Below are 20,175 nucleotides of genomic sequence, written 5' to 3'. Positions count from 1 at the left end.
CTACCAAGGAGAGGCGGAGTTCAATGAATACCAGAGTTGGTTTATTGTTTTCATTAACTGGCACGACCGCCCTGACGGAACGAGGACAATGCGATGCGGCTATCCTTGCCATCGAGCACTTTAACCAAAAGGAAATGAACGTGGAAGCGATCGTACGGGATATTTGCTCGGACCCGGCCAAAAGCGCGCTAGAAGCGGAAGCGCTTGCAAAAGACGGCGTGAAAGTATTTATCGGCTGTTATACTTCGGCTTGCCGGAAGGCCGTGCTCCCGGTGCTGGAGAAATACGGCTGCCTGCTGGTCTACCCTACGTTGTATGAGGGACGGGAATGCCATGCCAACGTGTTTTATACCGGGGAGGTGCCGAACCAGCAGGTTCATGTGCTGCTCGATTACTTAACGGAGCACTTCGGGAAACGGGTGTATTGTATCGGCACGGATTATATTTATCCCCGGGAAACGAACCAGCAGGTCCGAACGTATCTCGCGGAAAAAAACGGCTTGGTCGTCGGCGAAGCCTATGTGCCGTTCGGTCATCAGACCTTCTACGACGTGCTGGAAGACATCATGGTAAAGCGGCCCGATGCCATATTTACAACGCTTGTCGGGCAGAGCATCATCCCGTTTTATCGGGCGTATCGGCGAATGGGCTTGAACCCCGATGACTTGCCTATCTTCAGTCCGATCACGAAGGAAACGGAAATCGCAGCGATGGGCGCAGACTACGGAGCGGGGCATTACGGCTCGGCCAGCTATTTTCAATCGCTTCCAAATGAGCACAATCTGCATTTCGTCAGTGCGTTCCATGAACGCTTCGGCGCGCAGCAGGTCATATCGTCGGTCATGTTCAACACTTATCTGGGCACCAAAATGGTACTGGACAGTATTCAAGAAACCGGGAGCCTGGATTACCGGGACGTCTTTTACCACCTGAGCGACAAAAAGCTTGAAACCGCTTGCGGGACCGTGCTCGTCGAGGGCGACCATCATCATCTGTCGAGACCCGTAAAAATCGCAAGAGCGATGCCGGACGGGCAATTCGAGATCGTGTGGGACTCGCAGCGCAATATTGCCCCGAAGCCGTTTAAAGAAAAAAGCCGGGAGCCCGGCCAACTGAATGAGATCATTCTGGAATCGTGGGGCCGGATCAGCGATGAAGCGATCGTCGTCCTGTCGGAGCGGCAGCATATTGTGTACATGAGCAAAAAAGCGGAAGAGCTGACCCGGTTAAAGGAAGGCCAGCTCCTGACGCCCACGCTGCTGCAGCACATCCATCACGCGTTCGAGGTGCATCCTTACGGAACAAGCGGTCAGCAAATGCTTTTGCTTAAGCCGAAGCTAAGCGTCCGATCTTCGGCGTCACCCTATCAATTCGACCGCATCCGGACTTTAAACCCCGAATACCAATTGGAGCTGGAGGTCGCCAAGCTTGCGGCCCAATCGTGCGCCAACGTGCTGATTACCGGAGAGACCGGAGCGGGAAAAGAAGTGCTGGTTCAGGCGATTCACCGGCAAAGCGAACGAAAGCACGGCCCGCTGGTCGCCGTCAACACCGGCCTGCTGCCCCGTGAGCTGATCGCGAGCGAGATGTTCGGCTATATCGAAGGCGCGTTCACAGGTGCCAAAAAAGGCGGGGCCATCGGCAAATTCGAAGCCGCGAACGACGGGACTCTATTTCTCGACGAGATTGGCGACATGCCGTTGGATCTCCAGGTTGTCCTGTTAAGAGCCATCGAGTCGAAGCGGATTATGAGGCTCGGCGAAAATAAAGAGCGTGCGGTCAACGTACGGATTATTGCCGCAACAAACCGGAATCTTCAAGAAGAAATCGCCTACAGCGGCTCGTTCCGGTCGGACCTGTTTTACCGTCTGAACGTCCTGTCGATCGCGATCCCTCCGCTTCGCGAGCGCCCGGAGGATGTGGAGCACTTAAGCCGGGAGTTCCTCCGCGAATTTCAGGGCGTCCACGGCGACGGGCCGGACAGCCTCAGCGACGAAGCGCTGCAAGCCCTGATCCAATATCCGTGGCCGGGCAATATCCGCGAATTGCGAAATGTAATGGAACGCGCCTACCTTCTGGCGGGACGGGAACGAGCACCGATCCGGGTGGAGCACCTGCCGAGAGCGCTCAAAGGATATTACCAAAGAAAGCCGAGGGCGGCCGAGCCGCTCAAGCAAGTCGAGCGAAGGATGATCGAGCAGGTGCTGGGCGAGACGAAGACGATCACCGAGGCGTCCAAGGTGCTTGGCATTACACGGAGTACACTTTACCGGAAGCTGAAGGAATTTCAAATGACGCCGTAAGCCGGTTCCGGGTATAAGCGAACTGAAAAGGGCAGACCCGCTTCGTGCACTGGGTCTGCCCTTTATTTCGCCGGGAAAGCGGCCTTCCCGCTTTATCTGGCTCTTATGTGCAAGCTTTCGAGAATAGCGCAAATGTCTTCGAATACCTTGTCGATCCCGGCCTCTCCGTCCACCGAACGAAGCTGGCCTCTCATTTTATAAAATTTCAGCAGCGGCTTCTGCTGCTTTACATTGACTTCCAACCGGGTGGCCACCGTTTCCTCCGTATCGTCCGGCCGCTGGTAGAGCGGTCCTCCGCACTTGTCGCAGCTCCCTGCTTCCTGCGGAGGGCGATACATCACGTGGTACGTCTCCCCGCAGTATTGGCAGAGCCGGCGGCCGGTCAAACGCCCGAGCAGCTTGCCGCTGTCCACGTCCAAATGAAGCGCGAGGTCGATCCGCCGCCGTCCTTCGATGAGTACCCGCTCCAATTCCAGCGCTTGAGACACCGTTCGCGGAAATCCGTCCAGCAAAAAGCCCCGCGCCGTATCGCCTTGGCCTAGCCGTTCCTTTACGATCCCGATCGTCACCTCGTCCGGAACAAGCTGGCCCTTCTCAACGTACGCTTTAGCCTCAAGACCGAGCGCCGTTCCTTCCGACATCGCGGCGCGGAAAATCTCCCCGGTTGAAATATGCGGTATGCTGAATTTCGCCTGGATGAATTCGGCTTGAGTCCCTTTGCCCGTACCCGGCAATCCAATAAAAATAATGTGCATCCGTTATATCCCCCACCTCTGTTTTATGAGTCCGAAGTTAATCCTCAATGGTCGACATGTCGCCGACCGGCAAATTCAATTCCCACGCTTTCAGAACACGGCGCATAATTTTGCCGCTTCTCGTTTTCGGCAGCTTGTCCTTGAACTCGATTTCACGAGGCGCCGCATGCGCGGACAAGCCGGTTTTGACGAATTGGACAATCTGCTCCTTCAGCTCCTCCGACGGCGTATAGCCGTCCCGCAGCGCGATGAACGCTTTGATGACTTCACCCCGCATCGGGTCCGGCTTGCCGATGACGCCCGCTTCGGCAACGGCAGGATGCTCCACCAGCTTGCTCTCGACCTCGAAGGGGCCGACCCGCTCGCCGGAGGTGTTGATGACATCGTCAACGCGGCCTTGAAACCAGAAGTATCCGTCCTCGTCATAGAAGGCGGAGTCTCCCGACACATACCAGCCCTTGAAGCGGAAGTACTCTTCGTACTTGGCCGGATTGTTCCAAATACGGCGCATCATGGACGGCCATGCTGTCTTGATCGCCAGATTTCCCATGCAGTAAGGCTCCAAGACACGGCCCTGGTCGTCCAATATGGCCGCCTCCACACCCGGAATCGGCTTTCCCATCGATCCCGGCTTAATCGTCATCCCCGGATAATTGCAGATGAGCTGGCCGCCGGTCTCCGTCATCCACCACGTGTCGTGGATGCGCTGCTTGAATACGCTCAACCCCCAGCGGACGACCTCCGGGTTCAAAGGCTCGCCGACGCTGAGCACATGGCGGAGTCTGGACAGATCGAACCCGGACACCAGCTCGTCTCCGGCTCCCATCAGCATGCGGAAGGCGGTAGGCGCGCTGTACCAGACGGTAATGCCGTACTTTTGCAGGGTGGCGTACCAGTCCGCCGGCTTGAACCGTCCCCCGCGGATCACATTCGTCGCGCCGTTGAGCCACGGGGCGAAAATGCCGTAAGACGTGCCGGTCACCCAGCCCGGATCGGCCGTGCACCAATACACGTCGTCTTCCTTCAGATCAAGCACGATTTTGCCCGTATAATAATGATGAAGCATCGCATCGTGGACGTGAAGCACGCCTTTGGGCTTGCCGGTGGAGCCGGAGGTGTAATGCAGGATAAGGCCGTCCTCGCGGTCCATCCATTCAAGATCCAGCTCCTCGGAAGCGCTTTCCATTGCTCGGTGAAAGTCGACTTGCCCCTGCTCCAGCCGAAGGTCCTGTCCGACCAGAATCACGTGCTTCAAATGGGGCAAATCCTGAACCGGGATGCGCGGAAGCTGGGAAGGCGTCGTGACGATCGCCACGGCTTGACTGTCTTCCAAGCGGTCCTTCACGGCGGTTTCCATAAAGGCTTCGAACAAAGGGCCGGCAATCGCGCCGACTTTAATAATCCCGAGAAGCGCAAAGTAAAGCTCTGGGGAACGGGGCATAAAAATAAACACGCGGTCCCCTTTTCCGATGCCCAACTGACGAAGCACGTTGCCGAAGCGGTTGGAGCCGCTTTTCATTTGCCCGAAGGTGTACGCCTCTTCTCTCTGCCCGTCGCTGTAGTACAAGGCGATTTTGTCCCGGCGCGACGACTCGGCATGCCGGTCGACCGCTTCGTACGCCATATTGATTTTTCCGGTTTCGTGCCACGTGAACTCGCGCTCCACCTCCTCCCATCGAAACTGCCCCCGCGCCTGCTCGTAATTTTCCAGGTTGGGGCTGGCCGCCGTGGCCGCAATACGCTCGTTCGTAAACGAATTCATGGTGCAGACCCTCCCAATCGATGATAGATGATTGCCTTCTGCGCCTAAGTAAAGCAATTATTGTGCCAACCGTCGGATGCCGGAAATGAAAGGAGCGCACAAAAAATGTGTCCCATTTCGGGACACATTTGCCGATTCGATCTGATACAGTGATGCAAAATGGGACACTTAGGAGCCTGCGGTTGCTGGAGTGCCTGACACGGATTTCTCATTTTTTTCTTAATACAAGTTGAATGACATGAGCTAAACCGGTGTGCGCCTTTCCTTCCACCCGCTCTTGTTCGCCATAGAAGAAATGGATCACCTCTTGACCCGCGCACCAAGCAAGAATTTCTTTGGGATCGTAAAGCATCTCCAGGTCCGGGGGACCGCCTGTGCCGTACTTTACTTGTTCCTTGGAGTATACCTCAAGCATCATCATCCCTTCAGGCTTTACGGCATGTTTCATTTTATTAAGCACCATGGCCTGATCGTCTTGATGAAAATGTCCGAATACCATGATGGCGGCATCAAATTCCTCATTCGGCACATCGTCCGCCAGCAGGTCTAACTTTTGGGTATGCACGTTAACGTTATGTTTTCGGGCCAGTTTTTGCGTTTTTTGCAAACCGCTCTCCGCATAATCAAAGGTTGTCACTTCATGACCTCTTTTTGCCAAAAAAACGGCATTCCTGCCTTCGCCCTCCGCAAATGCGATAACTTTGCGGCATGGTTCCAATCGAAAGGCTTGTTGTTGAATAAATACGTTAGGTTCTTCCCCATAAAAATATTCCTCCGACTTAAAACGCTCGTGCCATACATTTCCCATACGCACAGGCCTCCTTATCGCTTTAATAAAACAAAAAAGCAGCATGATTACAGAGCATACTTCGTCGCTTTTGTAAACTTCGCTGCTATTATAGGTTTATTATATCCATAATATCTTCGAAATCATTAGGGTGTCAATAGCGCAAGGCATCGATGACGCGCCGATTCAACTATTCCGGCCAAGAAAAAGTAAGCCGCGGCACCTATTCGTGGCCTCGGCTCGTTGTGCAGTATTCGCTCAAAGTGTACGAAACTTAAGATTTTTGCAGTCGATGGCGAACGAGAAAGCTCTCGGTTCGTTTCCGCCCAATGAAAGCTCCAAGATCAAGCTCTACATCTCTTTCTCCGTTAAAGCTTGGCCGCTGATCCAGCCGTGTCTTTCTTTACCGGGCAGGATTGCCGCCCCCGTGAAGTCCGGATTGCTTTTCGAGGCCCCTGCCTTTTCGCTTGCTTTGCCCGGGCTCGTAAGGTTCGACTGTATGGCAAGAAGGGTTGGGATATACAGGCGCATCCGGCTGCTTATTTAAAGGAAACCAGGCGTATAACTTGACGGTTTCCGGCGTATTTGGCGGCACATGAACAACCATATCGAGGGTCACCCGCTCCTTCAATTCCTTGACTACACGGATGGAAAGAGCAGCCTCCAGTCCGCGGTGTTATCACACAAATAAAGCATGAATGATTTCACATTTTCGACCGGCTCCACAGCTTTAGGAAAGCCGGTACCTCATGGAAAACGCGGTATTTCCCACCTTTATCCAGAACAACTCGAGTTGGGGTTATGCCGGACGAGGATGCGTTCAGGCAATCGGCGCTCACGACGCAGTGCCGCTCCCATCTTTTCGCTTTTGCGGCAAACAGCCATTGGGGGGCATGAAAAACGACGGTAACTCTGCCCGGCATGTCCGTGAGCAGGAAAGCATCGATCTCCTTGAAGCCCGGCGCCGAATAGTCCAGAAATAAAATCAGCTCGTTCGTTTCATCCGCCAATTGCCCGACCTGCCGGATTTGCGCTTGGATGGCCTGCCGGTCCCGCCTTCTCAGGCGGGCAAGCGCTGCTATACTTAAGGCGAACCACAACAGCGTGCATAAAAAAAACGGATCGGTCATCGTCAGACCTCTCTTCTTTTCCAGCGAAACGTCACCAGCTCTACAGTAAACGACAGCGACATGACCAAAACAAGCGAATGAAGCATGGAGTAAACGTCGCCCGGCTCCCGCTTCACGCCTGCATCGATCAGTAAAATACCGATAAGAACAAGGTTTCTATAGATGGGAAACCGGTTGAGAAAACCGACATCGCCATAGCAGACGCAGGCTTCGGCCCCGGTGCTTTTTTTCTTTCTCCAGGTCAACCAAGTAAACGCGGACAGCAGCCCGATCCCCGCGATTTGCTTCCAGCCTTCCGCCAAGCCCGTCGCAAACAAGAAAAACAGCAAAAACTCCGTGATCAAAACGGCACAGGCCGCCAAAGACAGCATGAAGACCGGCAGCACCCCGTAGGAATAAATGTCCACCCTTAGCCCTCCGAAGCTGCGCAGCTTCATGTAAAAGGGCAGGAAGAACAGAACCGCTATTATTACGTCCAGAACATACGCTATCAAACCCGTCATCGTTGCAATCCCCCCATCCGGTACCAGACCTATTCAGGAGGCTTGATGCTCCTCCTCCTGCAATCGAATCGTCAAAGGGTACCATGCGGCTTCTTCGCCGTCGGCAATGCATTTGATGTGAACGATTCCCGGCTCCGTCAGTACCAACGTAAAGGCAAAATCTTTGTCGACGCCCGGAATTTGATCGTCCGCTCTGTAATTTCTGAGGACGGTCACCGCCGTTTTGGCAAGCCGCTCTCCACGTTGATTGGTAAATTCAAAATGCGTATCTACCGATTTTCCCTGCGGCAAATCAAAGATTTTGAGCAGAATGTGCAAATCTAACGCATACGGCAGAACGGGAATCGTCCGATGGTTCAGCACGGTGCCTAACTGGTGGCCCCTCGCTTGTTCGTTATGGGTAATCCGGTCGCATACGATCAGTTGAGTTTTCAAAGAAGATCCCCCGTTTCCTGGAAGAGTAAAAAGAGAAGAGGGGTGACCCCCCTCCTCTAATCGTTTTAGTAGCAGCAGCCGACTTTTGGCTGATGGCATGTTGTCGTGCTCCCGTCTTCGCAGCCAAGAAGCTTATTGGAGGCCATCGTTTTAGGGTAACTGCTTCCGTTATAAGTGCAAGGGCTGACGTAGCAGAACTCTTCGCTGCTCAATACAACTTGACATTTCGGATCAGTGCATGTCATTGTTTATCACCTCCTTTCGTTGAACTGTGAAGCTCTATCTTAAGGTGTGGAAACCGGGATGCCCCTATCTAGCCAGCGCCTGGCGTGCGTAGTCCTTTACGATCTGCTCGAACTCTTCTGCGTTATAGATTACTCCTTTGGCGGCTACTTTTCCCGAATCGTCGACGAGGATGACAAAAGGCAAATAAGTCACTGCAAAATACGCCTCCATATCGCTCTGATCCAGCGAACAAACCGGGAAGGTCCATCCGAAGTATTCGACCATGCTTTGATGATCGTCGGTGTCGCCCGCAGAGAAGAGCCGGAAGGAAAAGGACGGATGGTTCCGCGTCATCGCGTCGATATGCGGCAGCAGATCGATACAATGCGAGCAATAGGTGGAAACGAACAGCAGCGCCGTACCCGTCGCTTCGCCCGGCTCCGCAGGCGTTCCGAAAGCACTGAGATGGGGCGGCAGGTCCGATAGCACGGAACCGATCGGCGGGCCGCTGTCGGCTGATCCGCCCGGTTTACGGTTGAACGACATCGTTACTCCCTCTTTTCGCCTGAATTAGTCGTACCACTGCTTTTGCTGATGCCACATCTCATAATAAAGTCCTTGCTTGTGAAGCAGCTCGTCGTGCGTCCCGGCCTCGGCAATGCGCCCGCTCTCCATCACGAAGATGCGGTCAGCTCTCCGCGCAATTCCGACCCGGTGGGATACCATTAGGACGGTTTTCCCACGGCAGTGCTCAAGCATTTCATTCATCAGCCGGACTTCGCTGACCGGATCGAGCGCGGAGGTCGGTTCGTCGAACACGACCAGCTCGTGCTCCTCCGAGACGAACACGCGCGACAAAGCGAGCCTTTGCCACTGTCCGCCGGACAAGTTAACCGCGTTATCCTCCAGCGTTCCCAGCTTCGTATCCAAGCCGTGTTTGAACGTCTTGGACAGCCCAACCTTCGCGAGCACCGAATGCAGCTTGTCCGTATTGTGAACCTCGACGATATTGCCGACGGCGATGTTGTCCCGCACATCCGTCATATAGCGGATATAATCCTGGAAGACGGCGCTCGTTTTGCGCCACATCCCGACCCGGTCCAACTGGCGGACGCTCACACCGTCGTATAAGATGGCGTCGGTATCGCTCCGGTAAAGGCCCAGCAGCAGCTTGACCAGCGTCGATTTTCCCGAGCCGTTCTCGCCCAGAATGGCGATCATTTCGCCTTTGCGAATCTCTGCGTTGATGCCGGTCAGCGCCGGCTCGTCCCGATTCGGATAGCGGAACGTAAGGTTATGAATCCGAAGCTCCTCCTGAAAGCGGAAGGGCCGGGGCTCCGCCTGCTCCGGCAGGCGGGCGGCGGCATGCACGCCGCTTTCGATCTTGCTTAGCCTCTCGATATGGGCCGCATTTTCCGTCAGCTTCGAGATCGAAGCGAACATCATCGTAATATTGCTTTCTGTCATCGTTAGCGCCATCGTGATGGCCACATAATCTCCGATCGTCAGCGAGCCTTTATAAATGAGCAGCGCGGTCATGACGATAACGAAGCCCGAGCTAATAATGGACAGCAGCTCGCCGGAAGCTTGTCTTTTCAGATTTAAGGCTTCGAGCTGCATGGATAAGGCGTTAGCCTCCTCCTTCTTGCGCAGCCATTTCTGCCGGAAATAGGGCACCAATTGAAACAACGCCATTTCCTTCTGCGTCTGGGAGCCCGTCAATAAATCAAAATAATAATGGTACCCCCGGGATTGCCTCATCATCTCCTCGTTGATCGCTACCCTACGCCGGACGGCGCGAAGATCGTAAATGCCCTTCAGCGTACCGACAAGCAGCGCCAGCAACCCGATGTACAGGTGATAGTACAGCAGATAACCCAAACTTATCGCCGCGATCAAGCCCTGCTTGACGAACTGGGTCACGGTGGAATACGATTCCAGATATTTGCCGTTAATGAAGGACCAATACGAGAAGTCGCCTGTAAACTGGGGGTGCTCCTTATCCAGCAGCTCCGTCTTTGCGACGAGATCGATCAATTCGTTCTCGCAATGGACGGCAAATGCCATATGCATCCGCCTGCTTTTGAGCTGGGAATACGTTTCCAGCAGCAGCCGCACAAGCTGAAACGAGAGAAGAAGCGCGATGCTTCCCATGAGCAGATACAGATTGTTCCCGGCGAGCTGGTCTACGATCCGCTTGCTTAAGTAAATGCCGATATTCGACTGCAGGGCCACCATCAGATATACGAACAGAGACAGCAATACAACGGGTTTATGGAACCGGTATACTTTGCAAAAGGCTTGACCTGCGCATCTCATGGTATAAGCAAAAGACTTCATATCTGCGCCATACTGCGCTCATACACGCGGATCAACGGGGCAGCCAACTGTTCGAGCTTCCCGCAGTCATTGAAGATGCCTGCGCCGACCGCTTGTCCGAGCTTATTCAAAATCAGGGCGTAAGGAACGACGCCTATCTTCAGTTGGCTTTGCAGCTTCACGGTATCGCACAGGTAGAACGGCATGTCCAAATCGTAGATCTCACGCTGCTGTTCCATCGCTTCCGCGCTTCCTTCGAATAACACGCAGTAGCGGAAAGCTCCGAACCGTTCCGCGAACTCTTGAACTGGCCCCATGCTGCAAGCCGAGCAGTATGCGCTTAGCAGGAACACGACGGCCCCCCGCTCCGTCTCCCGAAGCCATTGGAAGGAGACGGGCTCTGTCTTGCTGAGCAATGTCAGCTTTTCGGGAAAGTACGTTCCCAGCTTATATTCCTCGGCATATTGTTTTAAAAACCGTCTGTGACCGTCAGGCTGGCGTTCTGGTTGCACTTCATCTCCTCCAATGCTGTGAACTCGAGTGAGCGGATGTTCGTCTCGCCTCTGGTAATATTGTATAATTAAGGATTACTCCCTCACAATGGAATATCATTACTTTATTTGGTAATTCGATGACTTGGAATCCAATGATTCGACATTATACAAAAATAAAAAAAACCCATCGCAAAGGATGGGTTTGATCACTTACCAGCCGCGCTCCTGCATCCGTTCGGCGGCTTGCAGCGTGGCAATTTCGATTCCTTTCATCGGGGTGCCCAGATTTTTGGATACCTGCGCAATCAAGGAATAATCCGTATAATGTGTGGCTGCCGCCACAATCGCTGCGGCGAACTTTTCCGGCGCGTCGGATTTGAAAATGCCCGACCCGACGAAGACGCCGTCCGCGCCCAGATGCATCATCAGCGCCGCATCCGCCGGGGTCGCCACCCCGCCCGCCGCAAAATTCACAACCGGCAGACGGCCGGTCTCATGAACGTGCAGCAGCAGCTCGTAAGGCGCGCCCAACGCTTTGGCTTCGGCCATCAGCTCGTCCTTGCTCATGCCCTGCACCTTGCGCATTTGGCCGATCATCATCCGCATGTGCCGCACGGCTTCCACAATGTTCCCGGTGCCCGGCTCGCCCTTCGTGCGGATCATCGAAGCGCCTTCCCCGATCCGCCGCAGCGCCTCGCCCAAGTCGCGCGCCCCGCAGACAAAAGGCACGGTAAATGCCCGTTTGTCGATATGGAACAGCTCGTCGGCCGGCGTCAGCACTTCGCTTTCGTCGATATAGTCGGCCCCGAGCGATTCCAGCACCCGTGCTTCCACATAATGGCCGATGCGGGCTTTGGCCATCACCGGAATCGTCACGGCCTTCATCACTTCCTCGACAACCGTCGGATCGGCCATCCGGGCCACCCCGCCGGCCGCGCGGATATCCGCAGGAACCCGCTCCAGCGCCATGACCGCCGTTGCGCCCGCCGCTTCGGCGATCTTCGCCTGCTCCGCGTTCATCACGTCCATGATGACACCGCCCTTTTGCATCTCCGCCATTCCTCTTTTTACGCGTGTGGAGCCTGTTTCCATCTCGATTCCCCCTGTTTTCTAATCTCCGATGATCGGGTAAACCTGTCCCTTGCCGGAAGCGAACCGCCTATACTCCGTCTCCGAACAGCGTCTTTCCAGCGCGTCCAGCAGCGTGTGCAACATGGCTTTCGCCTCATTCACCAGCTCCGCGCGGTCCGCCATCTCCTCCGGCTTCTGCACGTAAGGGCCTTGTATCAAATCGTCCTTGCCGTGCTTCAGCATCCGGCTGATCCCCGCCTCGTCCATCTCCAGATGAAACTGCAGGCCGACGACATAGTCTTCGTAAACGAATGCCTGATTCGGACAGCCCTTGCTGCTGGCGGTACGCACCGCCCGATCCGGCAGCTCAAACGTATCCCCGTGCCAATGAAACGGGACGAACCGGTCGGGAAAGCCCCGGAACAACGGGCTATGCTTCGCCGCCTCGGCCAGCTCGACCGGGAACCAGCCGATCTCCCGGTAGTAGTTCTGGCGGACCTTGCCTCCGATCGCCTCCGCAATCAATTGGGCGCCCAGACAGATGCCGAGCAGCGGCTTCTTCTGCCGGATGGCGGCGGCAATCCATGCCTTCTCCGCGCTGAGCCACGGATAGAGGCGCTCGTCGTTGGCGCCCATCGGACCGCCCAATACGACGGCCATATCAAAGTCGCCGAGCGCGGGGAGCGAAGCCTGCTCGTATACCTTCGTTCCCGTTACCGTATGGCCCTTCTCCCGCGCCCACGCTTCAATGAGGCCGAGCGTTTCAAACGGCACGTGCTGAATGTAATGAAGCCTCACGGAGTCTTCACCTACCCTTCCATTTTCCTATCGTTTACTATATAATGATCGTCAAAATCTATGATTAGGCGATCAATCGAACGTCATCCCGGAGGAATGTCCCTTGGAACTCAGACAATTGGAATATTTCATGGCCGTATGCCAGGAGCTGCATTTTACGCGCGCCGCAGACAAGCTCGGCATCGCCCAGCCGTCGCTCAGCCAGCAAATCCGCACGCTTGAGCACGAAATCGGCTCGCCCCTGTTCGACCGCGTCGGCAAAAAAACGATCATTACCGAGGCGGGCAAAATTTTGCTCAGCCACAGCTACAGCGTGTTCCACGAGCTGTCGCAAGCCCGCGCCGCCATCAGCGAGCTGCAAGGCTTAAAGCGCGGCTCGCTTACCATCGGGGCGCTGCTGACGGTCGTCAATTATTTGCTGCCCCCGACCGTCATCTCGTTTCACGAGCGGTATCCGAACGTCAAGCTGTCCGTTCAGGGCCTCCGCACCGGCGATATTTATAACGGGCTGCTGCACAACGAGCTGGATCTCGGCATCGTCTTCATGCCGATGGAGCATGAGGAGCTGGAAACGATCCCGTTATGCAAGCAGGAGCTTGCACTGGCGGCTCCGCTTGATCATCCCATCGGGCAGAAGCCCTCCGTGACGCTTGAGGCGCTGCGGGAGACGCCCAGCATTTTGCTGCCGGGCAACTATCATCTGCGGCAGCTTCTGGACGAGCGGTGCCGGGCGTTTGGCTTCGCCCCGCAGCCGGTGCTGGAGATGACGACGATGGAGTCGATTATCAATATGGTCGCTCAAGGGGTCGGCGTCACCGTGCTGCCGAAGGCATACCTCGACTATATCGCCGATACGCGAATCCGCATTGTCCCGATCGCGAATCCCGCGATCACGACGCAGATCGGTGTCGTGTACCGGAAAAATAAATATTTATGCGCGGCAAGCCGGGTCTTTATGGAGCAGCTTATCACTACGGTCAAAACCCAAAGCCCCGGGTAACCCGGCAGCCTTTCCTTTCCGGCAGCGGCAAGTCATTAAGCTTCCTTGCTCCCGCGGAACTACTTGTCCGAGGCTTGGAAAAGGACATCCGCAAGCCATTCCACCGCCTGGTCGATTTCATCGTGGGCCACGTACAAATTCGGCATAAACCGGATCACGTATGGCCCTCCCGGCAGCACCAGCAAGCCCTTATGCTGCAGCTCGCGGATGAACGGCCCGACCGGCCGGTCCAGCTCGATGCCGATCAGCAGCCCAAGCCCGCGGACCGACTTCACCGGCGGAGCTTGGTGCAGCTCCGCGGCCAGCCTTCGCAGCGCGTAGCGCCCGGCCGCTGCCGCCCGCTCCGGCAGCCGTTCCTCCAGCATCGTCCGCAGCGTGGCGATGCCTGCCGCCATAGCGAGCGGCGACCCGCCGAACGTTGAGGCGTGGCTGCCGGGCGCGAAGGCTTCGCGCAGCTTGCGCTTCCCCAGCATCGCTCCGACGGGCAAGCCGCTCGCCAGCCCTTTGGCCAGCGTCACGATATCCGGCTCGATGCCGTAGTGCTCGTAGGCAAACAGCTTGCCCGTACGCCCCATCCCCGTCTGCACCTCGTCGACGATCAGCAGCAGGTCGCGCTCCCGGCACAACCGAGCCAGCTCCCGGACAAACGCCGGATCGGCGGGATGCACGCCGCTCTCGCCCTGCACGAGCTCCAGCATGACTGCTGCGGTCTGCTCGGTGATACACGCCCCCACCGATTCGATATCGTTATACCGCGCATACGCAAACCCTTCGGGGAGCGGGTAGAAGCCGTCCTTCACCTTGTCCTGTCCGGTCGCCGTCAGCGTGGCAAGCGTCCGGCCGTGGAACGATTGCTCGAACGTCACGATCTCGTACCGCTCCTTGGCCTGCACCCGCTGGGCATAGCGCCGGGCCAGCTTGATGGCCGCTTCGTTCGCCTCCGCGCCGCTGTTGCAGAAGAACGCCAGGTCCGCGCAGCTATGCTCCGCGAGCAGCTTCGCCAGCGCCTCCTGCTGGGGGCTTTGAAATAAATTGCTTACGTGCCACAGCCGCCCCAACTGCTCCTCCACGCTCCGTTTGACTTGAGGGGGAACGTGGCCCAGGTTGCATACGGCGAGTCCCGACATAAAATCCAGATAGACGTTCCCCCGATCATCCCACAGCCGCGAGCCTTCGCCCCGGACGAAGGTCAGAGGATGCCGCGCGTACGTCGGAAACAGCGCGCTTTCCTTTTCTTCAAGAGACGCGAACTCCATGGCATTCCCTTCTTTCTTCAATCGATGATGTCGTCATAGAGCGGAAAGGCCGTCGTCAATTCCTTCACCTTTCGGCGCGCCTGCCCGCGGACGCCGGCATGGCTCGGGTGCTTGAGCACCGCACCGATCACGCCCGCAAGCTCGGCCATTTCGGCCGGCCCCATGCCCCTTGTGGTGACCGCCGGCGTACCGATACGGATGCCGCTGGTGACCATCGGACTTGCCGTATCGAAAGGAATCGCATTTTTGTTCACTGTAATGCCGACGCTGTCGAGCAGCTCCTGCGCGTCGATGCCGGTCATCTTGATGCTGCGCAGATCGAGCAGCAGCAGGTGATTGTCCGTTCCGCCGGTCAACACATTCAAATCTTGCGCGAGCAGGCCCTCGGCCAGCGCTTTCGCGTTCGTCAGCACGCGCGCGGTATAGTCGGCGAAGGCCGGCTGCGCCGCCTCGCCCAACGCCACCGCCTTGGCGGCGATGATATGCATCAGCGGCCCCCCTTGCGTCGCCGGGAAGACCGCCTTGTCGATCTGGGACGCCCACGATTTGCGGCACAAAATGATGCCTCCGCGCGGCCCGCGCAGCGTTTTGTGCGTCGTCGTCGTCACGAAGTGCGCATGCGGTACGGGACTCGGATGCAGTCCGACGGCGACGGGGCCGGCAATATGCGCCATATCCGCGAGGAACAAAGCTCCGACCTCGGCGGCGATTTGCGCCAGCCGTTCGAAATCGATAATCCGCGGATAAGCGCTCGCGCCGACGACGAGCATCCGCGGCCTGTGCTTGAGGGCCAGGCTCCGCACTTCATCGTAATCGAGCAGGTGCGTCTTCTCGTTCACGCCGTAAGGAACGAACCGGTACATCTGACCGGAGGCGTTCACCGGACTTCCGTGCGTGAGATGGCCGCCGTGCGCCAAATTCATCCCCAGAATCGTATCGCCTGGGCGAACGGCCGCCAGATAAACGGCCATGTTGGCCTGCGCTCCGGAATGCGGCTGCACATTGGCGTGCTCCGCTCCGAACAGCTCCATCGCCCGCTGGATGGCGAGCGATTCGGCAAGATCCACATACTCGCAGCCGCCGTAATACCGTTTGCCGGGATACCCCTCGGCGTATTTGTTGGTCAGCACCGTCCCCATCGCCTTCAAGACGGCCGGGCTGACGAAGTTCTCGGAAGCGATCAGCTCGATATGATCCCGCTGCCGTGCGAACTCTTTTCGGATGGCTTCCGCCACCGCGGGGTCTTGATTTTGCAACTGCCGCATCGCTTGCTCCCCCTTTCGATTCCATCGTTCGGTCCCCGAATGACGGTTAACGATTTTCATTATAGGGAGGGCGACCTGTGCCATCAATTACAAATTCCCTATCGCTATCATAGGCATCGCTTGCTCCCCCTTTCGATTCCATCGTTCGGTCCCCGAATGACGGTTAACGATTTTCATTATAGGGAGGGCGACCTGTGCCATCAATTACAAATTCCCTATCGCTATCATAGGCTGGAACAATCGTTCATCCCGCATGCATCGGTGCTTCCAATCGTTCAAGCCCCCCGATAGACGAACCAAAACGATCCTATGACCGGCAAAAAAGCCGTTTCCTCCGAAGAAGAAACGGCCTTGCTGTGAGCTTGTGCGCCACGGTACCGGGTCAGGCATGGGAAAAGCGCTTGCGATAGGCGCGTGGGGTCAAGCCCTCTACTTTGACGAAGCAGGACGTAAAATACGCCGCTTGGTTGAATCCGACCTCTTCGGCCACCCGGGCGACCGGGAAGTCGGTCTGCAGCAGCAGCATCTTGGCCTGCTCCAACCGGTAACGCAGCAAATACTCGAAGGGCGAACAGCCGAATTCCCGCTGCATACAGCGCGCGATATATACAGGATGAAAATTAAGCGCCTCCCCCAAGCTCCGCGCGGTCACCTGCTGTTTGAAATGCTGGCGCAGGTAGGATGCCGCTTGGTCCGCCACTTCGGCTCCGGGCGGCGGCGTTTCCGCTTGCAGCGAAGCGTTAAGCTGCTCCAGCACCTGCTGAAACAGCTGCTGATGCTTCCAGCGCGCCCAGTTGCGGTGCGACTCCTTCTCCAGCTCGCCGAGATGCTGCATCGTCCGGTAGACGGCCGTCGGCTTCAACAGCTTGATAAACTGGGGAAGCTGAATGGCGAAGGTTTGCATCGTGAAACTTTTTTCCTCCATCGAGACGGGCGGCAGCGTAGGCACTCCCTCCTCGGTCTCTCTCCACACGCCCGTCGTGTTGAAATGAAGCCAATAATGCGCCGTATCCGTCGTGCACCCCTGCGGCGAATAATGGTGCCGGTCCGGCCTGAGAATGATCGCATGGCCGGCCGTAACTTCGTAGTAAACGCCGCCTTCCATAATATAAATGCAGCCTTCCTGCACGACGAGCAGATCGAACACGCCGATGTTGCGCCGGTTCGGGTGCTTGCGCCCGGGCGCAATAATGCCGAAGCCGCTGGACAAATAATGGGGCAGCGGCGGGGAAGTAAATTCGAGAATTGGAATCGCTTTCACCCTCTTACCATACGAAGTCAGGTTTATAAATTGATAATTTTAGTTCGGATACTGATACATGCTTTCAAGTATACGCTCTATAATGTGATATGGGAATACGGCATCAGGAGGATACGGAACATGAATGACGACAAAAAGTTTACACTATGGGCGCTCGCCTGGCCTATTTTTATTGAAATGTTTCTGCAGTTTTTGCTGGGCACGGCGGACACGCTGATGGTCAGCCGCATATCGGACGGCGCGGTTGCCGTCGTGGGCATTTCCACGCAATTGTTTGCCGCCGTCACGATCTTGTTCATGACGGTCGCCAACGGGGCCGGCGTACTGATCGCGCAAAAGCTCGGCGCCCGCAGGCCGGAAGACGCGCGGACGGTAGCCATCATGTCCGTCAATATATCGGTCGTGATCGGGGCCTTGCTCAGTCTCGCGCTCTATGTGTTTGCCCGCGATATCGCCGCGCTGCTGCAGGTCCCTGCCGCGCTGCTGCCGATGGCCGACACGTACATCTCCATCGTCGGCGGCGGCATGACGCTGACCGCCGCTACGGCCGCTCTCAGCACGGCGATTCGCAATACGGGGAACACGCGCGGTCCGATGTATATCGCCATTGGGATGAACGTCATTCACGTCGTGCTGAACTACGCCTTTATTTACGGCGCCTTCGGCTTCCCGCAATGGGGGCTGGCCGGCGTGGCCGTTTCTACCCTTGTCAGCCGTCTGCTGGCCACGATCGTGCTCGCCTTCCTGTTCGTGCATTCGTTCGAGCGCCGGATCGGGTGGAAAGACTTTTTGCAATTCGACCGCCCGTTGTTCCGCGAAACGATGCAGATCGGCTGGCCTATGGGCGTGCACTCGGCTTCGTGGGTTTTCTCGCAGCTGATTCTGTTTTCGTTCATAGCGATGCTCGGGGCGACGGAATTGGCGGCGCGGACCTATATGAACACGATGGAGTCGTTTTGCTTTACGCTCGGGTATTCCATCGCCATGGCTCTGCAAATTCAGATCGCTCATCTTTTCGGGGCCGGACGGACACAAGAGGCTTACCGCGCCGCTTATCGGGGAATGGGGACGGGACTTGCGGTCGTCATGACCAATGCGCTGCTGCTGTACGTATTCGGCAGCAAGGTGCTGTCCTTGTTCACCGTAGATGCCGAGATTGTAGCGCTCGGGGTTGCGCTGCTCGGCTTGAACCTGCTGCTGCAGCCGGGGAAAATGATCAATATGGCCATGGGCAGCGCGTTAACGGGAATCGGAGATACCCGGTTCATCATGATTACCGGAATGATCTCGCTCTGGCTGCTCGCAACGCCGTTTTCTTACTTCCTCGGCATTCGGCTCGGCTGGGGCTTGACCGGAATTTATGCGTCGATGATCGCCGACGAATATTTACGCGGCTTTCTCGTTCTCCGTCGTTGGAAAAGCGGTAAAATGCTCCACCCGTCCGCAGCCTCGTCCGCACATCAGACCATCTCGGCACAAAGCTGACATGCACGGCAAAAGACCGTCCGATTCATCATTCGGACGGTCTTTCGTTTGGCGATACGCGCGGGGACAAAGCCGCCCGCCTGCGAACCGCCGGTCAATCCGGCTTCGCGCTCCTGCCGGACGGCTTATCCGGGGTGGCCCGCCTTCTTTTTAGGAAAGCGGCACGCCCTCCCAGCAAGGCGGCGGGAATAACGGCCACGAAGCCGATGAGATGATACCACAAGGGAACCTCGAAGTTGGCGAACGAATAATAGAAGCCGATCGCGGCTCCCACCACCCCGATAATCGAAGCGTGAAAATAAGCGTCCCGCTTCGCGACCGAAGCCGACACATACCCGCCAAGCCCCGTGCAGAACAAGCCGACAAGCAGGTAAACGATCAACATCGGCGTATCCGAATATACCTTGGAAATCTCGCTCGGACCGATCTGATTGGACGTGACATAGATCGTGCCGATCAACAGCGAAGAGACGAACGAAGCGACCTGATCCACCAAAATACCGGCCAGTACGCCGCCGAAATGTACGTTTTTCTTTTCCATGATTTGAGTAGGTCTCCTATAATGATGTAGTGCGACTTCTTCTACCGGCGCTGATCCTATGCCTCCTACGTTCCAACTATACCATACTCCAATCCGGATCGACAGCGATCGATCGCTAAAGAAAAGAGGCTGCCCCTCTAGTAGATCGGCCCATCCGTCTACTTTTGGCTCAGCCCCTCGTTCGGCCCATATGCTGCCCAATCGCAAAACAGCTCCAAGCGCGCTAGGCGCTCGCCCCTTCGGTGCTCCGCTTGCGGAACAAGCTGTCCACCGCCAGCACACGATTCCCGCTGATCAACAGATGCAGGGACATGGCGAACAGCGCAAGATCCAGTTCATACCCGCCGACAAAACCCTGCGACAGCTTGACGGTCAGGATTGCGCCAAGCATAATGATCGAAAACAACGCGCCAAACACGCGCACGCCCAGACCGAGAATCATGCAGATGCCGCCGATCAGTTCGATGCCCCCGACCGCATAAGCCAGAAAACCGGGCAAGCCGATGCTTTGAAAGAAGCCCGCAGCCTTTTCAATCCCCGATTGAAACTTTTGCAGCCCGTGCAAAAGAAAAGTCACTCCCAATACGATACGTACAATTAAAGCTCCCACTTCGGAAAACATGGCCATTTCATACATTCCTCCTTGAATTAAATACGAATTTCTCAGGCTCGTTTGAGGACCGCTCCCTTTTATCCGCCTGGTATCCTCCGCTCCGCGTCACCTCCTAATTACCGTACACTACTTATTGTAGTGCCCGAAGGCAAAAAAATGCGCCGGCCGGAAA

19 protein-coding genes are annotated in these 20,175 nt (G+C 56.4%); 3 read left to right on the top strand and 16 right to left on the bottom strand.

Annotated elements, in window-relative coordinates; genetic code table 11:
• The first annotated feature begins 23 nt into the window (after positions 1 to 23).
• Positions 24 to 2,303, top strand: a complete 2,280-nt coding sequence (locus tag PEH01S_RS17610; protein ID WP_127487063.1) for a transporter substrate-binding protein — start codon at positions 24 to 26, stop codon at positions 2,301 to 2,303.
• A 92-nt stretch (positions 2,304 to 2,395) separates the two neighbouring features.
• On the opposite strand, the gene PEH01S_RS17605 is transcribed toward PEH01S_RS17610, so the two are convergent.
• From PEH01S_RS17605 to PEH01S_RS17550, 11 genes are all read right to left on the bottom strand, one after another.
• Positions 2,396 to 3,058: an adenylate kinase gene (locus PEH01S_RS17605; protein WP_127487061.1), complete on the bottom strand. Its 663-nt coding sequence runs from the start codon at positions 3,056 to 3,058 to the stop codon at positions 2,396 to 2,398.
• A 37-nt stretch (positions 3,059 to 3,095) separates the two neighbouring features.
• Positions 3,096 to 4,820, bottom strand: a complete 1,725-nt coding sequence (gene acsA, locus PEH01S_RS17600; protein ID WP_127487059.1) for an acetate--CoA ligase — start codon at positions 4,818 to 4,820, stop codon at positions 3,096 to 3,098.
• 208 nt (positions 4,821 to 5,028) lie between these two features.
• The gene (locus PEH01S_RS17595; protein ID WP_025849179.1) at positions 5,029 to 5,628 is read right to left on the bottom strand and encodes a class I SAM-dependent methyltransferase; all 600 of its coding nucleotides are present in this window, start codon (positions 5,626 to 5,628) and stop codon (positions 5,029 to 5,031) included.
• Positions 5,629 to 6,311: 683 nt separating this feature from the next.
• A complete protein-coding gene (locus PEH01S_RS17585; protein ID WP_025849177.1) occupies positions 6,312 to 6,737 on the bottom strand; it encodes a hypothetical protein in 426 nt (141 codons plus the stop codon).
• 2 nt (positions 6,738 to 6,739) lie between these two features.
• The gene (locus PEH01S_RS17580; protein WP_127487057.1) at positions 6,740 to 7,240 is read right to left on the bottom strand and encodes a MauE/DoxX family redox-associated membrane protein; all 501 of its coding nucleotides are present in this window, start codon (positions 7,238 to 7,240) and stop codon (positions 6,740 to 6,742) included.
• 33 nt (positions 7,241 to 7,273) lie between these two features.
• Complete coding sequence (locus PEH01S_RS17575) at positions 7,274 to 7,675, bottom strand: hypothetical protein (RefSeq protein ID WP_025849175.1); 402 nt, start codon at positions 7,673 to 7,675, stop codon at positions 7,274 to 7,276.
• A 309-nt stretch (positions 7,676 to 7,984) separates the two neighbouring features.
• The gene (locus PEH01S_RS17570; protein WP_127487054.1) at positions 7,985 to 8,446 is read right to left on the bottom strand and encodes a TlpA family protein disulfide reductase; all 462 of its coding nucleotides are present in this window, start codon (positions 8,444 to 8,446) and stop codon (positions 7,985 to 7,987) included.
• Between the two features lie 24 nt (positions 8,447 to 8,470).
• The gene (locus tag PEH01S_RS17565) at positions 8,471 to 10,219 is read right to left on the bottom strand and encodes an ATP-binding cassette domain-containing protein (protein ID WP_246062969.1); all 1,749 of its coding nucleotides are present in this window, start codon (positions 10,217 to 10,219) and stop codon (positions 8,471 to 8,473) included.
• A 17-nt stretch (positions 10,220 to 10,236) separates the two neighbouring features.
• Positions 10,237 to 10,731, bottom strand: a complete 495-nt coding sequence (locus PEH01S_RS17560) for a hypothetical protein (RefSeq protein WP_025849172.1) — start codon at positions 10,729 to 10,731, stop codon at positions 10,237 to 10,239.
• A gap of 192 nt (positions 10,732 to 10,923) precedes the next feature.
• Positions 10,924 to 11,805 carry a pyridoxal 5'-phosphate synthase lyase subunit PdxS gene (pdxS, locus tag PEH01S_RS17555; RefSeq protein WP_025849171.1) on the bottom strand — a complete coding sequence of 294 codons (882 nt, stop codon included), beginning with the start codon at positions 11,803 to 11,805 and terminating at the stop codon, positions 10,924 to 10,926.
• An 18-nt stretch (positions 11,806 to 11,823) separates the two neighbouring features.
• Positions 11,824 to 12,582 (bottom strand): type 1 glutamine amidotransferase, encoded by a 759-nt coding sequence (locus tag PEH01S_RS17550; protein ID WP_127487050.1) that lies wholly within the window; start codon positions 12,580 to 12,582, stop codon positions 11,824 to 11,826.
• Positions 12,583 to 12,685: 103 nt separating this feature from the next.
• On the opposite strand from PEH01S_RS17550, the gene PEH01S_RS17545 reads away from it, so the two are divergent.
• Entirely contained in the window at positions 12,686 to 13,582 is an 897-nt protein-coding gene (locus tag PEH01S_RS17545; protein WP_025849169.1) for a LysR family transcriptional regulator, read from the top strand.
• A 59-nt stretch (positions 13,583 to 13,641) separates the two neighbouring features.
• Here PEH01S_RS17545 and PEH01S_RS17540 read toward each other — a convergent pair whose 3' ends face one another.
• The 3 genes from PEH01S_RS17540 to PEH01S_RS17530 all read right to left on the bottom strand — a co-directional run bounded on the left by PEH01S_RS17540 (position 13,642) and on the right by PEH01S_RS17530 (position 17,364).
• A complete protein-coding gene (locus tag PEH01S_RS17540; RefSeq protein WP_127487048.1) occupies positions 13,642 to 14,838 on the bottom strand; it encodes an acetylornithine transaminase in 1,197 nt (398 codons plus the stop codon).
• 17 nt (positions 14,839 to 14,855) lie between these two features.
• The gene (locus PEH01S_RS17535; RefSeq protein ID WP_025849167.1) at positions 14,856 to 16,103 is read right to left on the bottom strand and encodes a serine hydroxymethyltransferase; all 1,248 of its coding nucleotides are present in this window, start codon (positions 16,101 to 16,103) and stop codon (positions 14,856 to 14,858) included.
• Between the two features lie 382 nt (positions 16,104 to 16,485).
• Complete coding sequence (locus tag PEH01S_RS17530) at positions 16,486 to 17,364, bottom strand: helix-turn-helix transcriptional regulator (RefSeq protein ID WP_307720099.1); 879 nt, start codon at positions 17,362 to 17,364, stop codon at positions 16,486 to 16,488.
• 120 nt (positions 17,365 to 17,484) lie between these two features.
• Here PEH01S_RS17530 and PEH01S_RS17525 point away from each other — a divergent pair, with 120 nt between their 5' ends.
• A complete protein-coding gene (locus PEH01S_RS17525) occupies positions 17,485 to 18,849 on the top strand; it encodes an MATE family efflux transporter (protein WP_025849165.1) in 1,365 nt (454 codons plus the stop codon).
• 94 nt (positions 18,850 to 18,943) lie between these two features.
• Here the strand turns inward: PEH01S_RS17525 and PEH01S_RS17520 are convergent, their stop codons facing one another.
• Together PEH01S_RS17520 and PEH01S_RS17515 are read right to left on the bottom strand one after the other, a co-directional pair.
• Positions 18,944 to 19,390 carry a hypothetical protein gene (locus tag PEH01S_RS17520; protein ID WP_127487046.1) on the bottom strand — a complete coding sequence of 149 codons (447 nt, stop codon included), beginning with the start codon at positions 19,388 to 19,390 and terminating at the stop codon, positions 18,944 to 18,946.
• 223 nt (positions 19,391 to 19,613) lie between these two features.
• Positions 19,614 to 20,018 carry a DoxX family protein gene (locus tag PEH01S_RS17515; protein WP_127487044.1) on the bottom strand — a complete coding sequence of 135 codons (405 nt, stop codon included), beginning with the start codon at positions 20,016 to 20,018 and terminating at the stop codon, positions 19,614 to 19,616.
• Between the last annotated feature and the right edge of the window lie 157 nt (positions 20,019 to 20,175).

It is taken from the genome of Paenibacillus ehimensis NBRC 15659 (genome assembly GCF_004000785.1).
Taxonomy (GTDB): Bacteria; Bacillota; Bacilli; order Paenibacillales; family NBRC-103111; genus Paenibacillus_G; species Paenibacillus_G ehimensis.
Note: the sequence above shows the minus strand (reverse complement) of the source record. Positions and strands in the feature narration are given on the sequence as shown.

Coding starts and splice junctions, on each gene's coding strand:
- acsA (WP_127487059.1), bottom strand. CDS start 4,820: ATGAATTCGTTTACGAACGAGCGTATTGCGGCCACGGCGGCCAGCCCC.
- PEH01S_RS17540 (WP_127487048.1), bottom strand. CDS start 14,838: ATGGAGTTCGCGTCTCTTGAAGAAAAGGAAAGCGCGCTGTTTCCGACG.
- pdxS (WP_025849171.1), bottom strand. CDS start 11,805: ATGGAAACAGGCTCCACACGCGTAAAAAGAGGAATGGCGGAGATGCAA.
- PEH01S_RS17565 (WP_246062969.1), bottom strand. CDS start 10,219: ATGAGATGCGCAGGTCAAGCCTTTTGCAAAGTATACCGGTTCCATAAA.
- PEH01S_RS17595 (WP_025849179.1), bottom strand. CDS start 5,628: ATGGGAAATGTATGGCACGAGCGTTTTAAGTCGGAGGAATATTTTTAT.
- PEH01S_RS17605 (WP_127487061.1), bottom strand. CDS start 3,058: ATGCACATTATTTTTATTGGATTGCCGGGTACGGGCAAAGGGACTCAA.
- PEH01S_RS17585 (WP_025849177.1), bottom strand. CDS start 6,737: ATGACCGATCCGTTTTTTTTATGCACGCTGTTGTGGTTCGCCTTAAGT.
- PEH01S_RS17535 (WP_025849167.1), bottom strand. CDS start 16,103: ATGCGGCAGTTGCAAAATCAAGACCCCGCGGTGGCGGAAGCCATCCGA.
- PEH01S_RS17610 (WP_127487063.1), top strand. CDS start 24: ATGAATACCAGAGTTGGTTTATTGTTTTCATTAACTGGCACGACCGCC.
- PEH01S_RS17525 (WP_025849165.1), top strand. CDS start 17,485: ATGAATGACGACAAAAAGTTTACACTATGGGCGCTCGCCTGGCCTATT.
- PEH01S_RS17570 (WP_127487054.1), bottom strand. CDS start 8,446: ATGTCGTTCAACCGTAAACCGGGCGGATCAGCCGACAGCGGCCCGCCG.
- PEH01S_RS17580 (WP_127487057.1), bottom strand. CDS start 7,240: ATGACGGGTTTGATAGCGTATGTTCTGGACGTAATAATAGCGGTTCTG.
- PEH01S_RS17515 (WP_127487044.1), bottom strand. CDS start 20,018: ATGGCCATGTTTTCCGAAGTGGGAGCTTTAATTGTACGTATCGTATTG.
- PEH01S_RS17520 (WP_127487046.1), bottom strand. CDS start 19,390: ATGGAAAAGAAAAACGTACATTTCGGCGGCGTACTGGCCGGTATTTTG.